The following is a 16,382-nucleotide window of genomic DNA, read 5'->3' on the forward strand; positions in this document are numbered from 1 at the left end:
CGGGCCACGCGGGCGAGACTTCCGCATGCGGCGCCGGCGCGGGGGCTGAACGCAGCAGCTGTTTACTGATGTGCAGCATGTTTACCTCACACTTTCCGGCCTGGCTGATAGCGGTATTTGAGAAATTTTTGTGCGTTGCTCAGGATCTGAAACGCATCTTTGAGATTTTTGCGTTCGAACTCAGAAAGATTAAGCGGTTCAATGCGGTTATCCGGCTCCTGACCGCTCTCCACGTCCTGCGCCTGATGGCGGATACGCACCATCGAGATAAACTCCAGCGCATCGCGCAGATCCTGACCGCGTCCGTGCGGCAGCAGGTCGGTTTGCATAATATCCTGCAGCCGATCAAACGAGTTGCGAGCGGCTGAACCGGCCGCCAGCGCGTGCACGCGGATCAGATCCGCCAGCGGCGCGGTGCCGCGCCGTTTCATATCGATAGACTGCGTATGCTGACCGGAAGGCTCCATGACAAAATTTTTAAAGAACCCCAGCGGCGGTTTGCGCAGCAGCGCGTTGCGCGCCATGCAGGCGAGAAAGCGCGAGTTGTGCCGGACTTTATGCGTAATGCGTTTATTCAGCTGCTCGCCCCACGCCAGCTGGCCCCAGACGGCATCAAGATCGAAGAAGATTGCGCTGTCGAGCAATGTCTGCGGGGAAGGGGTGTCGATCCACTCATCAAAGTATCCTTCCCAGACGGCCAGCGGCTGCCGCCAGCGGCCGTTAGTGGCCATGATGTTGCCGCTGCAGTAGTGATAGCCGCACGCCGCCAGGCCGTCACAGACGCGGCGCGCCAGCGCCATAAAATAGGCTTCATGGCGGGATGCATCATACCGGTTGTCGAGGATCAGTGCGTTATCCTGGTCGGTGACCAGCAGCTGCTCCTGACGCGCCATCGACCCCAGCGTGATAAAGCAGTAGGGCACCGGCGGCGGCCCCAGCTCCGCTTCAGCCAGCGCCAGCAGCCGCTGCGTAAAACTGCGTCCAATCACCGCCATGGCGCGGCCCGTCATCTGCGAATTGGCGTCTTCACGCACGATGCGGCTAAAGCAGGCGCGTACCTCATTTTTCAGCGTGCTCAGCTCACTGATGCTGTTGCAGTGAAAAATGCGGCTGACGAGAAACAGGCTGTTTTGTGACTCATAGCGGATAATATCTGACTGGGAAATCACTCCTACCGGCAGATCCTGCTTCAGCACCGGCAGATGATGTATGTTGTGCTGCATCATGATGAGCATCGCTTCAAACACCAGCTGGTGGTGACTGACGTGGGTCAGCTGCCCGGTCATAATTGTCGCGACTGGCGTATCGAAGCTCAGGCCGCGGGCAATTACCCGGTCGCGCAGATCTTTATCCGTGACGATCCCAGCCAGCGTTTGGGAACGCTCCCCATCCGCCTCCGGGGTCACAATCAGCAGGGATGAGACGCCCTCTTTACTCATTTTCTGTGCGGCTTCACACACCGTGGCGCGGCTGTCGATGGTCACCGGTGGCCGGCTGATTAGCGCCTCGATGCGCGACGTCATCAGGCCGCTCGCCTCTTCGGTACGCGCCACGGTCTGCCGCAGCCGGGTGCGATCTTCCACCTCTACCAGGTCGGCAAACTCTTCATATTTGCTGAACAGCTCATTAAAAATCGGGGCGGGAATCAGATAGGTCAGCGTATCTTCCAGGGCGGTAACCGGAAAGCGCACGCTGTTCTCGCGCAATAAGCCGAACTCACCAAAATAGCCGCCGGCGCTGAGGCGATTATAGAGGTCGCCGTTGCGGCGATAGATCTCCACTGCGCCGCTGCGGATGAGATACCAGGCGTCAACCTGCTGACCAAAGGTGAGGATCGGCGTGCCGGCTTTGTAATAGCTCACCTCAAGGGTGGCTGCGATCCGCGCCAGCGCCGTCAGCGGCAGGGTGTTAAACGGCGGGTAGCGCTGAATAAAATCGATGATTTCCTGATGTCCGGCCTGCATAGCGATCTCCCTTCCTGCACCTGCAGCGGCGGATAGCCCGGTCGGCTATCCGCCTGCTTACGTGCTATTGATTGCGCACGGCGGGAGCCGGGCGCGTCGGGCGCGGCTCAGAGAGCAATCCCTTTACAACCGCGACCGACGCGACCAGCAGCACCAGCGCAAAGGGCAATCCGGTCGAGACCACCATCGCCTGCAGGGCATCCAGCCCGCCGCCGAGGATCAGCGCAATGGCCACCAGCGCTTCAAACACGCACCAGAATACGCGTTGCGCAGTCGGGGATTCAATTTTACCGCCGGAGGCGATGATATCGATCACCAGCGTGCCGGAGTCAGCTGAGGTGACAAAGAACACCACCACCAGAATGATGGCGACCACGCAGGTGATTTTTGCCAGCGGTAGCGTGTCGAGCATGGTAAAGAGCTGCAGCGGCAGAATGGCATCAGCAATACTCTGATATCCCTCAGTAAAATATTGATGGATAGTGGTGCCGCCCAGTACCGTCATCCACAGTACACACGCCAGCGACGGGACCAGCAGCACGGAGATGATAAACTCCCGTACCGTGCGACCACGTGAAATACGCGCGATAAACATGCCGACAAACGGTGACCAGGAGATCCACCACGCCCAGTAGAAGGAGGTCCAGCCGGCGGCAAAATTGCTGTCTGGACGGGAGACCGGATTGGAGAGCGCGGGCAGGAACTCAATATAGGAGACGAGGTTAGAGAAAAAGCCGCTAAACAGCAGCATGGTCGGGCCGACCACGATAATAAACAGCAGCAGCAGACCGGCGAGGATCATGTTCGCTTCTGATAAGCGCCGCACCCCGCGTCCAGCCCGGCGACCACAGAAAAGGTGGCAATAGCGGTAATCGCGATCACCAGTACAATCTGCGTGGTTTGTCCCAGCGGTACATCAAACAGGAAATTGAGTCCGGACGCCGCCTGCGAGGCACCCAGCCCGAGCGAGGTAGCGAGGCCAAACAGCGTGGCCAGCACGGCAAGGATATCGATCAGATGACCGGGCCAGCCCCATACGGCGTCACCCAGCAGCGGATAAAAGAGTGACCGGATAGTCAGCGGCAGGCCTTTGTTAAAGGTGAAGAGGGCCAGTCCCAGGGCAAGAACCGCATAGATCGCCCACGGATGCAGCGCCCAGTGGAAAATGGTAGCCGCCATGGCCAGCCGCGTGGCCTCTTCTGCTGATCCACTCGCACCGCCCAGCGGCGCCCAGTCGGTACGCACGCCATTTTCAGCCACCGTGCCGCCCATCGCGCTGGAGAAGTGTGACAGCGGCTCCGAGACGCCGTAAAACATCAGGCCGATGCCCATACCGGCCGCAAACAGCATCGAAAACCAGGTGACATAGTTGTAATCGGGTCGGGCGAGGGTGCCGCCGAGACGCACCTTGCCCAGCGGGGAGAAAACCAGACCCAGGCAGATGATCACGAAGACATTACCGGCAGAAAGAAAGAACCAGTCGAGTTTGCTGGTAAGCCAGTTAAGCATACCTTTAAACAGCGGGGCAACGTCACTCTGAAACACCAGCGTTAATATAACGAATACGATTACGGCAATGCCGGATATAGCGAATACCCGGTTGTGAATATCCAGACCAAATGGCCCGACGTTCACGATAATATTATCCTGGCCTACCTGATAGTCAGTATCATAGGGCGATACTTCGCCATCAGGCGTCATCGGATCTCTGGAATCCGCCATAGTGATTTCCTCGCGACTTACGTGTTGTTGTTAAAAACCGGCGCTGCTATCAGGCCAGGTTCTGTTTTATTTAACGCTGAAGATCGTGATCAATCCCTGATTACCCTGTTTTCCGCAAAAAGATAAAAGCGTGCAGCCTGCGGGTGCATTGGCTGCACATTTATATTCAACACTGCACCGGCTAACTAAATACCACCGTGCGCTTGCCGCTTAAAAATACGCGTTTCTCGACGTGATAACGCACCGCGTTAAATAGCGTGACGCGTTCAATATCCTGTCCGCGGCTGATAAGATCGTCGGGATAGAGCGCGTGATCCACGCTCTGAATACCCTGCGTAATAATCGGTCCCTCATCCAGATCATTATTAACGTAGTGCGCCGTGGCACCGACCATTTTGACCCCTTTCTCCCACGCCTGATGATAAGGACGCGCGCCTTTAAATCCCGGCAGCAGAGAGTGATGAATATTAATGGCTTTACCGTCGAGCTTTTCACACATCCGCGGTGAAAGAACTTGCATGTAACGTGCCAGAACCACCAGGTCGATATTATATTGTTCCAGCAGAGCGAGAATCTGCGCTTCCTGTTCTGTGCGATTCGCATTATTTACCGGCAGGTGGTACCAGGGGATGCCGTGCCATTCCGCCAGGGAGCAGAGATCGGGATGGTTGGAAATAATCAGCGGCACATCAATAGATAATTGTCCGGTGCGATGCCGGAATAACAGATCGTTCAGGCAGTGATCAAATTTAGAGACCAGAATAGCCACGCGTTCACGATGCTGCGGCGGGGTAAGCTGCCACTGCATCTCAAACGGAGTGACGCGCGGCGTAAAATTATCGCGAAATATATCGGTACTGAAGTGCGCGGCTGGTGAGAAAGCGACGCGGATAAAAAAGTGGTGGCTGACGCGGTCGTCAAACGAATGGATCTCATTAATATAGTGACCCGATTCCGCCATAAACCGGGTCACGACATCCACCGTGCCTAATTTACTCGGGCAGCTGGCGGTAAAAATCCATGAATCGGGCAGCACGCTCATGGGCGACTCCTGATAATAAGGGAAAGGCGTGCCGGCGGACAGAGAGCCGCGCCAGCACGGCCGGATATTACGCGGTGATCTTCAGCCCATATTCGCGGCTGGCATCCCGCAGCCAGAGCCAGATGTACTCTGCAAAGCTGCGGCGGATCACCAGCTCCCAGCTTTCCGGACCGGTGCGGCGGATCAGCGCGCTGCTCTTCGCAAACACCGATCCGGCAACTTTGCCGACGGGAAACTGTGACGGATGCAGGTCAAGCACCGTGCTCTTTTTCAGTACATCGACCGCGTGTTTACCGGAGAGCGCCAGAATGGTCTGTCCGCCGCTGACGTTCACCACCGAAAAGTGACCAGTAATTTCAGCGCGCAGCGCTTTCTCCACCGGGAACAGCTGATCCATCGGCAGTACCACCAGCCACTCATCGGGGCTCAGCCAGCGCACGGAGATATCGCCATCTTCGGCGGAGGTCAGCGGCGCGGTGGGCAGCGGCAGGCCTAATACCGTCAGGCAGCCCTGCATAAAGCTCGCGCTGTTTTGCGAACCGCGCAGCACCAGATGCCCGCGCAGCGCCAGCTCACGCAGTTCAACGCCCGCCTGCTGCGACTGGCTGGCAGTGACGTTACCGCGATCGGCATGGTGCAGCGGCGATTCAGCGCGTACCTGCGGCGCACTCTGGTTCATTACCGCGACCTGTCTGACGGCCTCTGCGGGTTTGGTTTCAGGTAAGAGGGTTTCAGACATGTTGACGTTCTCCTTTCGGATCGATAAAGACCGGGCTGCAGATTTCCGCTTCCACCACGCGGCCATCTGCCAGCGGATAAAACACGGTTTCGCCCATACGCTGCAGTCCGCCTTTGATAAAGCCCATTGCGATACTGCGGTTCAGGTTGGCGCTCCAGTAGCTGGAGCTGACGTGGCCCAGCAGATCCATCGGCACCGGCTGCTGCGGATTAGCGACCGCCTGCGCGCCTTCCGGCAGGACCACCAGCGGATCGCGCGTTTTCAGGCCGACCAGCTGTTTACGCTGCTCGCGCACGCAGTCTGCCCGCGCCATACCGCGCTTGCCGATATAGCTGAACGGCTTTGAATCGGCGACGCACCAGCCCATATTGAGATCGTGCGGCGTCACCGAGCCATCCGTATCCTGACCGGCAATAATAAAACCTTTCTCCGCCCGCAGAATGTGCATGGTCTCCGTGCCGTACGGCGTCAGATCATATTTCGCGCCGTGCTCAAACAGCTTCTCCCAGACCGCAAGGCCGTAGTTTGCCTGCACGTTGATCTCAAACGAGAGCTCACCGGTAAACGAGATGCGGAAGATACGCGCCGGTACGCCAGCGACCGTGCCTTCCTGCCAGTCCATGAACTTAAAGGTCTCTTTATCCAGCGACACATCGCTGCAGAGTTCCGCCAGCAGGTTGCGGCTCTCCGGACCGGAAATGGTCATGGTCGCCCAGTGATCGGTTACGCTGGTGAAGAACACCTCCAGCTCCGGCCACTCGGTCTGGTGGTAGAGTTCCAGCCACTCCATAACGTGCGCCGCGCCGCCGGTGGTGGTGGTCATCAGAAAGTGGTTCTCCGCGAGACAGGAGGTTACGCCGTCATCAAACACCATGCCGCTTTCACCGCACATCAGGCCGTAGCGGCACTTGCCGACGCCGAGTTTAGCCCAGGCGTTGGTATAGACGCGGCTGATGAATTCGCGCGCATCTTTGCCCTGAATATCAATTTTGCCGAGGGTAGAGGCATCGAGGATGCCGACGCCGCTGCGCACCGCGCGGCATTCGCGATCCAGCGACTGCTGCATGGTTTCACCCGGACGCGGGTAGTACCATGGGCGCTTCCACTGGCCAACATCTTCAAATTTCGCCCCCTGCTGCACGTGCCACTTATGCATCGCGGTAAAGCGTTTGGGATCGAACAGCTCGCCGCAGTTACGCCCCGCGATAGCGCCAAAAGCGATCGGGGTATAGTTCGGACGGAACACCGTGGTCCCGGTCTCGGGAATGGTTTTGCCCGTTACTTTGGCGGCAATCGCCATACCGTTGATGTTGCCGAGCTTTCCCTGATCGGTACCAAACCCCATCGCCGTATAGCGCTTGATATGCTCAATCGCCTCAAATCCTTCGCGCGTTGCCAGCGCAATGCCGGCCGCTGTGACATCATTCTGATAGTCAACAAACTGCTTTGGCGCGCGGCTGATCGGTTTGGTGTGCGGAATATGAAACAGCGCGGCGGGCGGATGCTCAATCCACTTTTTCACCTCGGGCAGGGCGACCTCAACCGGCGTCAGGCCGAGTTGCAGTACGGCATCCTGACCCGCTTTGATCCCTTCCTGCAGCACATTGTCGAGCGCGTAGCGGCCATTGATGCCGCCCGCCGTCAGCTGCTGCTGCGCGGTCGGGCCGGGCAGAAAGCCAATCACTTCATTGTTCCAGACCGGACGGCTGCCGGTATGTCCGGCGAGGTGGATCACCGGGCTCCAGCCACCGGAGCTGGCAACGGTATCGCAGGAGAGGGTAAAAGGCTTACCGGTGAGGGCGTCGCCTTTTTTATCGATGGCGGCAATATTGACGCCGCTGACGCGCTTTTTACCCTGCACGTCGATCACCGCGCTGCCGCTAATTACCCGAATGCCGCGGCGGCGCACGGCGGCGGCCAGCTCGCCTTTGGTGGCGGCGCGGGTATCCACTACGGCCACCACTTCGCGCCCGGCATCGGCCCAGTCCAGCGCGGTCTGATAGGCGCTGTCGTTGGTGGTCATCAGCACCAGCTGATTGCCGGGCACCACGCCGTAGCGGTTGATATAGACGGAGATGGCGGAGGGGATCATGCAGCCGGGCACATCGTTATGGCTGAAGACCAGCGGGCGCTCCTGCGCGCCGGTGGCAAGCACCACCCAGTGCGCCCGCACGCGGTGCATGCGCTGGCGTACCTGTCCGGCCGCCGCGCGGTCGCCGTGGTAATCGGTGCGGTTCTCATTAATGGTGAGGAAATTATGATCGTGATAGCCGTTCACCGTCGCACGCATCAGCAGCATCACTTCCGGCATAGTGGCCAGCTCAGCCACCACCTCAGCCACCCAGTCAGCGGCAGGCTTGCCCTCAATCAGTTCGCGGCTGGCGAGCAGATGCCCGCCCGGTTCGCTCTGCTCATCCGCGAGGATCACGCGTGCGCCGCTGCGGCCGGCGGTCAGCGCCGCCATCAGGCCCGCCGGACCGGCACCGACGATCATCACATCGCAGTGCTGATTCATGGCGTCGTAGATATCAGGATCTTTTTCGCGCGGCGCGCGGCCCAGACCGGCGGCCTTGCGGATAAATTTCTCGTAGGTGGGCCACATTGACTGCGGATACATAAAGGTCTTGTAGTAAAAGCCGGGCGGCATCACTTTACCGCCAAGATTTCCCACCAGCCCCATCAGATCGGACTCCACGCTGGGCCAGCCGTTGGTGGCGGAGCAGACCAGGCCCTCATAGAGCGTCTGCTGCGTGGCGCGCACGTTCGGCACCTGCGTCGCCTCTGAGGCGCCCAGCTGCAGCACCGCATTAGGCTCTTCCGCGCCCGCGGCAACGATGCCGCGCGGGCGGCTGTATTTAAAACTGCGTCCGACAATATCGATACCGTTGGCGAGCAGGGCAGAGGCGACGGTATCGCCTTCGTAGCCCTGATACTGACGGCCGTTCCAGGTAAAGTTCAGCGTGGTGGAACGGTTGATTCTGCCGCCGGACGGCAGGCGATTTTTCTGGCTCATGCTCTGCGCTCCTTACCCTTGCTCGCCGGTTTCAGGCTGTTCATCGAGGGTGTATACCCGTTTGATCTCATACGTCTGCGTGTCGCGCGTCAGGTTAAAAAACTTGCGGCAACCGGCGCTGTGCACCCAGAGTTCGTTATGCATGCCGCGCGGGTTTTTACGAAAGTAGAGAAAGGTTCCCCACTCCTCGTCGCTGCAGGCATCCGGACTGGCGGGCCGGGCGATATGCGCCTGACCGCGCGGATGAAACTCTTCTTCTTCGCGATACTCACCGCAGTGAGGACAGTAAATGTGCAGCATGCTAAAAGTCCTTAGTGGGCCACGCCCGCAGCGCCATGTTCATCAACCAGAGCCCCGGTATAAAAGCGGGAGAGGGCAAAAGGTTCAGCTATCGGATGCGGCGTGCCGTGCGCCAGCTGGTGGGCAAACAGGTTGCCGGAGCCGGGGGTGCCTTTGAAGCCGCCGGTGCCCCAGCCGCAGTTGAAAAACAGGTTGCGTACCGGGGTCGCGGAAAGGATAGGGCTGGCGTCAGGGCAGGTATCAACAATGCCGCCCCACTGGCGGTTCATGCGTACGCGGCTGGTGCAGGGGAAAAGCTCAACAATCGCCTGGATCGTGTGCTCAATCACGCTGTAGGATCCGCGCTGGCCATAGCCGACCCAGCCGTCGATGCCGGCGCCAATCACCAGATCGCCTTTATCAGACTGGCTCATGTAGCCGTGTACGTGGTTGGACATCACGACCGTATCGAGAAAGGGTTTAATCGGCTCGGAGACCAGTGCCTGCAGCGGATGCGACTCCACCGGCAGTTCAAAGCCCGCCATTTTCGCCATCACGCCGGAGTTGCCGGCGGTCACGCAGCCCACGCGGTCGGCTTTGATTACGCCATGGTTGCGGGTTTTCACGCCGGTGATCTTGCCGTCGCTGATCTCCATATCGATCACTTCACAGTTCTGGATCAGATCCACACCCAGACTGTCGGCTGCGCGGGCATACCCCCAGGCCACCGCATCATGACGGGCGTTGCCGCCGCGCCGCTGCACCGAGGCGCCCAGCACCGGATAGCGCGCATCTTTACTGCAGTCGAGCGCCGGGATCTCACGCTGCAGCTGGTCGCCATAGACCATTTCGTTATCGACGCCCTGCAGGCGGTTGGCGTTCGCCAGCCGCTCATTGGTGCGCAGATCCTGCAGCGTATGGCAGGTGTGATAGACACCACGCTGCGAAAACATCTGGTTGTAGTTCAGCTCCTGCGACAGGCCTTCCCACAGCTTCATGGAGTGCTCATAGAGCGCGGCTGATTCATCCCACAGGTAGTTAGAGCGGACAATGGTGGTGTTGCGGCAGATGTTGCCACCGCCGAGGTGGCCCTTTTCCAGCACCGCCACATTGGTAATGCCGTGCTCCTTTGCCAGATAGTAAGCGGTGGCCAGACCGTGACCGCCGCCGCCGATAATAATCACGTCATAGCGTTTCTGCGGTGTCGGGTTGCGCCAGACCTTCTGCCAGTTCTCATGAAAGCTCAGACTGTGTCTGAGCAGGCCAAATCCTGAATAGCGTTGCATGTTTATCTACTCCCGTAACAATACCGCGTGTGCGAATGGACAGAGGGTAAGACGGCGCCCCGCGGCAGGCCGGGGGCGTTCTGGCTTAGCGGTAAACCGGGAAATCTGCACACAGCGACAGCACCTGCTGCTTCACCTGCGCAATTTTCACTTCCAGCTGCTCCTCGTTGTGCATGACGTCGAGGATGTCTGCGATCCAGCCTGCCAGCGTGCGGCAGTTCTCCTCGCTAAAGCCGCGCGTGGTGATCACCGGTGCACCGATGCGCAGGCCGGAGGTCACAAACGGCGACTGCGGATCGCCCGGTACAGCATTTTTATTGACGGTGATATTGGCGCGCCCCAGCGCGGCGTCCGCCGCTTTGCCGGTCAGGCCCTGTTTGATCAGGCTCAGCAGAAACAGGTGGTTATCGGTACCGCCCGAGACCACATCGTACTGACGTGCAATAAAGACCTCCGCCATCGCCTGCGCATTTTTCACTACCTGGCGCTGATAGTTTGCGTAGTCAGGCTGCATCGCCTCTTTAAAGGCTACCGCTTTGGCGGCGATAACATGCATCAGCGGACCGCCCTGGCCGCCGGGGAATACGGCGGCATTCAGTTTCTTCTCCAGCTCCGGATTGGCTTTCGCCAGGATCAGACCGCCGCGCGGACCGCGCAGGGTTTTATGCGTGGTGGTGGTGACCACGTCAGCGAACGGCAGCGGATTAGGATAGATACCGGCGGCGACGAGGCCCGCGACGTGTGCCATATCGACAAACAGCCATGCGCCCGTTTTATCGGCGATAGCGCGAAAGCGCGCCCAGTCAACCACGCGTGAATAGGCGGAGAAGCCAGCCACAATCATTTTTGGCTTATGCTCCAGCGCCAGCGCTTCCACCTGGTCGTAGTCGATCTCGCCGGTTGCTTCGTTCAGGCCATACTGCACGGCGTGATAGATCTTGCCGGAGAAATTGACGTGTGCGCCGTGCGTCAGATGGCCGCCGTGCGCCAGGCTCATGCCCAGCACAGTGTCACCCGGCTGGCACAGTGCCATATAGACCGCCGCGTTAGCCTGCGAGCCGGAGTGCGGCTGCACGTTGGCGTAATCGGCCCCGAACAGCGTACAGGCGCGTTCAATGGCCAGTTTCTCCACGATGTCGACATATTCACAGCCGCCGTAGTAGCGTTTGGCCGGATAGCCCTCCGCATATTTATTGGTCAGCACCGTTCCCTGCGCCTGCATAACGCGCGGGCTGGTGTAGTTCTCTGAGGCGATAAGCTCGATGTGCTCTTCCTGACGTACCGCTTCCTGCTCTATTGCCTGCCACAGTTCACTGTCAAAGCTCTGAATGGTGTCGCTTTTCGCAAACATGCTCTCTCCTTGCCCGGATAATCGCGCGGCGCCTGCTCCGGAACTGAGCCATTCAGGGCAGCGGTAAATTGAGTGTGGGTTGATAATACCCAGCGCCACTGCGGCCAGGATGTTTGGTAACGCCGGGGCTATGTCAATTTGCGACATAGCGCGCTGCCCGCCACCGTGCGGCAGGGTAAGGCGGCTACGCCGGGCGGAAAATGGCGAGTTCACGGTGAAATGCGTCGTTCTCCGGCATCCATCGATTTTTTACGCCATCGATAATGCGGCAGGTAAACACTATATGGCCGTGAGCCCGGGAGAGCAGAATGAGTATTAGCGTCTTCGATTTATTTAAGGTCGGAATTGGCCCCTCCAGTTCGCACACCGTCGGGCCCATGCGCGCGGCGCAGCGCTTTGTTGAGCAGCTGAGCCAGAGTGCCAGGCGGCAGGCGCTCTGCCGCATTAAAATTGAACTGTTTGGCTCGCTGAGCGCAACCGGACGCGGGCACAGCACGGACAAAGCGGTGCTGCTCGGGCTGATGGGGGCCTCACCGGATACCATCGATCCGCACATCATTGACGCCACGGTACAGGCGATCTGTGAAACCGGTTCAGTGACGCTGCCGTGGGGCGAAAACATTGAATTTGACTGGCATCAGGATCTGCTGTTTGTGGATGACGTGCTCGCTTATCACCCGAACGCCATGCGGCTGAACGCCTATTTCCGCACCGGCGACAGCCTCTCGGTGGTCTATTACTCCATCGGCGGCGGCTTTGTGCTGGATGAAGAGGAGGCCACGGCCACTGCACATCTGGTGCCGCAGTGCACGCTGCCCTATGACTTTAACAGCGGAGCGGAGCTGCTGGCCCACTGTCGGGAAAAGGGGCTGCGTATCAGCGCGCTGATGCTGGAAAATGAAAAGGTATGGCGTGACGAAGCGGCGATCCGCAGCGGGCTGGCGCAGATCTGGCAGGTGATGCAGCAGTGCATCGCTAACGGGCTGGCCCAGGAGGGCATCCTGCCGGGTGGCCTGCAGGTGCGCCGCCGTGCGCCAGCGCTCTATCAGTCTCTGCGCCGCGCCTCAGCGGAGAATGTCATCAGCTCGACGCTCTCCGCTATGGACTGGATCAATCTCTATGCGCTGGCGGTCAACGAAGAGAACGCCGCGGGCGGGCGGATGGTGACGGCACCGACCAACGGCGCCGCCGGCATTGTCCCGGCCGTGCTGATGTACTACATGCAGTTTGAACCCCGCGCGCGCGAAGAGGATGTGGTGGACTTTCTGCTGGCGGCGGCCGCGGTCGGGGCGCTGTGCAAAAAGAATGCGTCTATATCCGGCGCTGAGGTGGGCTGTCAGGGCGAGGTCGGCTCCGCCTGTGCCATGGCGGCGGCTGGCCTCACGGACGTGCTGGGCGGCACGCCGGAACAGGTTGAGAACGCGGCGGAAATTGCGCTGGAACACAATCTTGGCCTGACCTGCGATCCGGTGGGCGGGCTGGTGCAGGTGCCCTGTATTGAACGCAACGCGATTGCGGCAATGAAAGCGATTAATGCCGCGCAGATGGCGCTGCGCGGCGATGGTCAGCACTTTATTTCGCTGGATAAAGTGATCCGTACCATGCGCGATACCGGCCGCGATATGCAGGATAAATATAAAGAGACGTCGAAAGGGGGTCTGGCAGTCAACGCGATTGAATGTTAATTCTGTGTAACTAATTGGTTACGACAGCTTATGCGGATCGCCATACGGACAGGCAGTTGACAGTGATGTAAAAGAGTGCAAAATGCGCTGACTTAACCAAAACGGGTCAGCGTCTGCACTGTTTTGAGGCTAAAGGGAGCAGTTCGTGCAGCAATGATCAAATCTGTGAAGCTGAACAAACATTTGTTTCGCTTATGTTAACTGTGTGTCATTTTCCGCAGGGCCATCCTGGTGACGAATGGCATGTCTGTTGCTTACTCTATAGGTGATGGAAAGCGATTGGGGGAGATGCCCCCGGGTAATGTTTCTGTTTAGCCTAATAGAGGTCAGCGCACATGTTCGACACAGACGCAATTTTGAAAAGTCCCTCTACTGATATTAAAAAGCGCAGCGTAGGCTTTTTACTGGTCAATAATTTCACCATGATGGCTCTGGCAACCGCAGTTGAACCTTTACGCATGGCGAACCAGCTAAGCGGCAAAGAGTTGTATAGCTGGTGTACCGTCAGCGAAGAGGGTGCGCCCGTTGTGGCAAGTGATGGTATTTCAATTACGCCCGATCATTCGATGGCTAACGTGGCAGCACTGGATGTGCTGATCGTGGTCGGGGGTGTCAACATTACCCGCAGTTATACCAGCCGTCAGGTGAGCTGGCTGCAGAGCATGGCGCGCCGCAAAATCCTGATTGGCGGCATCTGTACCGGACCCTATCTGCTGGCGGAAGCCGGGCTGCTGGATGGGTATCACTGCAGCGCGCACTGGGAGTGCATTGCGTCCATGCAGGAGGCGTACCCCAAAGTCATCTGTACCAACCAGCTGTTTGTGATTGAGCACGATCGCATGACCAGCAGCGGCGGCACCGTGCCGATGGATATGATGCTGACCATGATCCAGCGCCACTTTGGCCACCAGCTCACCGCCGGCATTTCAGAGATGTTTATCTGCGACCGCGTACGCAATGAATCAGACTATCAGCGTATCCCGCTGCGTCACGTGCTCGGCACGGCGCAGCCAAGCCTGGTGGAGGCAGTATCGCTGATGGAGGCCAACATTGAGGAGGCGATCGATCTGGATGAGCTGGCAGGTTACGTCGGCCTGTCGCGCCGTCAGCTGGAGCGGCTGTTTCAGAAATACCTGCGCTGCTCGCCCTCACGTTACTATCTGAAGCTGCGGCTGTTCCGCGCCCGCCAGCTGCTGAAGCAGACCTCCATGTCGATTATTGAAATCGCCCTGGCGTGCGGCTTTGTCTCTACGCCGCACTTCAGCAAATGCTATCGCGAACATCTTGGCGTGCCGCCGCGCGAAGAGCGGCGGGGCGTACACAGTCAGGGAGGCGGCAAGACGCTGACGCAGTTCTTTATGGCGGAAATGCCCGGCCTGACAAACTGGCAGCAGGAGAGCACGGTATCCGCCTCTCTGCGCATCCTGAATGAGGCGCGCTTTGAGCCAACCTTTGGCTCAGTGGCACTGTCAACGGATCTCTGACGCCACCCGCCGCCTGTGATGCGTGCCGGCTGAAAACGCTGCCTTCAGGGCAGCTTTTTTATGTCCGCTCATCGGTTTAAACCATCCGTTCACTTTCCGGGGCTGCGCCAGCTGTCAGGCAAGTGACGTTTTCAGAACAATTCATCCGCAGCGTAAACCCTATTCTGTTTTCATTCGGCCGCACCCGGTTATGAATCAAACCAGAGAGGAAGATATGAACGCTACTGAATTGCACGATTCTGCGATTGTCATCGATGGGCTGGTAATTGCGAAATGGGACAGAGAGCTGTTTGAGGATATGCGCCGCGGCGGGCTGACGGCTGCCAACTGCACGGTCTCCGTCTGGGAAGGGTTTCAGGGCACGGTTAATAATATCGTGGAAATGAATAACCTGATTGCGCAGAACGCCGATCTGGTCACCAAAGTAACCAACACCCGTGATATCCGGCGCGCCAAAGATGAAGGCAAAACCGGCATCCTGATGGGCTTCCAGAACGCGCACGCGTTTGAAGATCAGCTGGGCTACATTCAGGTGTTCAAAGAGCTGGGCGTGGGCGTGGTGCAGATGGCCTATAACACGCAGAATCTGGTCGGCACCGGCTGCTATGAGCGTGATGGCGGCCTCTCCGGTTATGGTCATGAAGTCGTGGCGGAGATGAACCGCGTCGGCATGCTGTGCGACCTTTCGCACGTGGGCGCGCAGACCTCAAAAGAGGTGATCCTCGCGTCGAAAAAACCGGTCTGTTACTCCCACTGCCTTCCCTCTGGCCTGAAAGATCACCCGCGTAATAAATCTGATGAAGAGCTGAAATTTATTGCGGACCACGGCGGATTTGTGGGCGTCACCATGTTTACCCCGTTCCTGAAAAATGGCATTCACTCCACGATTGAAGATTACGTGGAAGCGATCGACTACATCTTCAACCTGGTGGGTGAAGATCAGATCGGCATCGGCACCGACTTCACGCAGGGCCACGGTCAGGCATTTTTCGAGTGGCTGACGCACGACAAGGGCTACGCCCGCCAGCTCACCGACTTCGGCAAAATCATCAACCCGGAAGGCATTCGCACGCTGGGTGAATTCCCGAACTTAACGGCTGCACTGCTGCGCCACGGCTTTACCGAGAAGCAGGTGCGCAAATTTATGGGCGAGAACTGGCTCAACCTGCTGGCAAATGTCTGGCATGAGTGATCGTCTGGCCTGTTCACACCACTAAGCGAGGTAAACCATGGCACATGCGCCTGAAATGCCAATCAGCGTCGATGATGAAACCGGCGTCTGGACCACCGATGCGTTACCGATGTTGTACGTGCCCCGGCACTTCTTCGTGAACAACCATATGGGCATTGAAGAGGAGATTGGCGCTGAACGCTACGCCGCCATCCTCTACAAAGCGGGCTATAAATCGGCCTGGCACTGGTGCGAAAAAGAGGCTGCGCTGCACGGCCTCTCCGGTGACGCCGTATTTGAGCACTACATGAAACGTCTTTCTCAGCGCGGCTGGGGCTTCTTTTCCACCGAAGCGCTCGATCTGAAACAGGGCACGGCGCGGATACGACTCGATCACTCTGCGTTTGTCTATCAGTACGGCAAGGTCAACCGCAAGGTGGACTACATGTTTACCGGCTGGTTTGCCGGCGCGATGGATCAGATTGCGCAGAGCCTCGGCTACAGCGTGAAAACCCGGGCGGTGCAGACGCAGAGCGCGGCCGAAGAGGGATGTGAGTACGGCATTTTTACCGTTTCGCCAGTATAAAACCGGGTACGCAGCGCCGGCTGCGTACCCTGCACAACAACTGAACCGCAGGCTGGCGGG

Annotated in this window: 11 protein-coding genes and 1 pseudogene; 4 read left to right on the plus strand and 8 right to left on the minus strand. The window is 58.6% G+C overall.

Going from position 1 to position 16,382, the window contains the following annotated elements:
• Nucleotides 1-86: 86 nt before the first annotated feature.
• The 8 genes and pseudogenes from HA43_RS07280 to glyA form a co-directional block, all read right to left on the minus strand.
• Complete coding sequence (locus tag HA43_RS07280) at nt 87-1,964, minus strand: DUF294 nucleotidyltransferase-like domain-containing protein (protein WP_039385232.1); 1,878 nt, start codon at nt 1,962-1,964, stop codon at nt 87-89.
• A gap of 64 nt (nt 1,965-2,028) precedes the next feature.
• Nucleotides 2,029-3,686, minus strand: a pseudogene (locus tag HA43_RS19430) (BCCT family transporter).
• Between the two features lie 181 nt (nt 3,687-3,867).
• Complete coding sequence (gene purU, locus HA43_RS07290; protein WP_094111317.1) at nt 3,868-4,728, minus strand: formyltetrahydrofolate deformylase; 861 nt, start codon at nt 4,726-4,728, stop codon at nt 3,868-3,870.
• A gap of 67 nt (nt 4,729-4,795) precedes the next feature.
• Nucleotides 4,796-5,467, minus strand: a complete 672-nt coding sequence (locus HA43_RS07295) for a sarcosine oxidase subunit gamma (protein WP_082032665.1) — start codon at nt 5,465-5,467, stop codon at nt 4,796-4,798.
• On the minus strand, nt 5,460-8,480 hold the full coding sequence (locus HA43_RS07300; protein ID WP_094111318.1) for a sarcosine oxidase subunit alpha: 3,021 nt from the start codon (nt 8,478-8,480) through the stop codon (nt 5,460-5,462). Before HA43_RS07300 ends, HA43_RS07295 begins: the two co-directional genes overlap by 8 nt.
• Before the next feature lie 12 nt (nt 8,481-8,492).
• Nucleotides 8,493-8,780, minus strand: coding sequence for a sarcosine oxidase subunit delta (locus HA43_RS07305; protein WP_071667969.1), 288 nt, complete (start codon nt 8,778-8,780; stop codon nt 8,493-8,495).
• Between the two features lie 11 nt (nt 8,781-8,791).
• Nucleotides 8,792-10,045, minus strand: a complete 1,254-nt coding sequence (locus tag HA43_RS07310) for a sarcosine oxidase subunit beta family protein (protein ID WP_039385222.1) — start codon at nt 10,043-10,045, stop codon at nt 8,792-8,794.
• A gap of 85 nt (nt 10,046-10,130) precedes the next feature.
• Complete coding sequence (gene glyA, locus HA43_RS07315) at nt 10,131-11,396, minus strand: serine hydroxymethyltransferase (protein WP_039385219.1); 1,266 nt, start codon at nt 11,394-11,396, stop codon at nt 10,131-10,133.
• Nucleotides 11,397-11,704: 308 nt separating this feature from the next.
• On the opposite strand from glyA, the gene HA43_RS07320 reads away from it, so the two are divergent.
• The 4 genes from HA43_RS07320 to HA43_RS07335 all read left to right on the plus strand — a co-directional run bounded on the left by HA43_RS07320 (nt 11,705) and on the right by HA43_RS07335 (nt 16,322).
• Entirely contained in the window at nt 11,705-13,081 is a 1,377-nt protein-coding gene (locus HA43_RS07320) for an L-serine ammonia-lyase (RefSeq protein ID WP_039385216.1), read from the plus strand.
• 335 nt (nt 13,082-13,416) lie between these two features.
• Entirely contained in the window at nt 13,417-14,565 is a 1,149-nt protein-coding gene (gene gbdR / locus HA43_RS07325) for a choline metabolism transcriptional regulator GbdR (protein ID WP_039385214.1), read from the plus strand.
• Between the two features lie 214 nt (nt 14,566-14,779).
• Complete coding sequence (locus HA43_RS07330) at nt 14,780-15,757, plus strand: dipeptidase (protein ID WP_039385212.1); 978 nt, start codon at nt 14,780-14,782, stop codon at nt 15,755-15,757.
• A gap of 37 nt (nt 15,758-15,794) precedes the next feature.
• A complete protein-coding gene (locus HA43_RS07335) occupies nt 15,795-16,322 on the plus strand; it encodes a DUF5943 domain-containing protein (RefSeq protein WP_039385210.1) in 528 nt (175 codons plus the stop codon).
• Nucleotides 16,323-16,382: the final 60 nt, after the last annotated feature.

Origin of the sequence: Pantoea eucrina, assembly GCF_002095385.1 — a bacterium.
GTDB classification, from domain to species: Bacteria; Pseudomonadota; Gammaproteobacteria; order Enterobacterales; family Enterobacteriaceae; genus Pantoea; species Pantoea eucrina.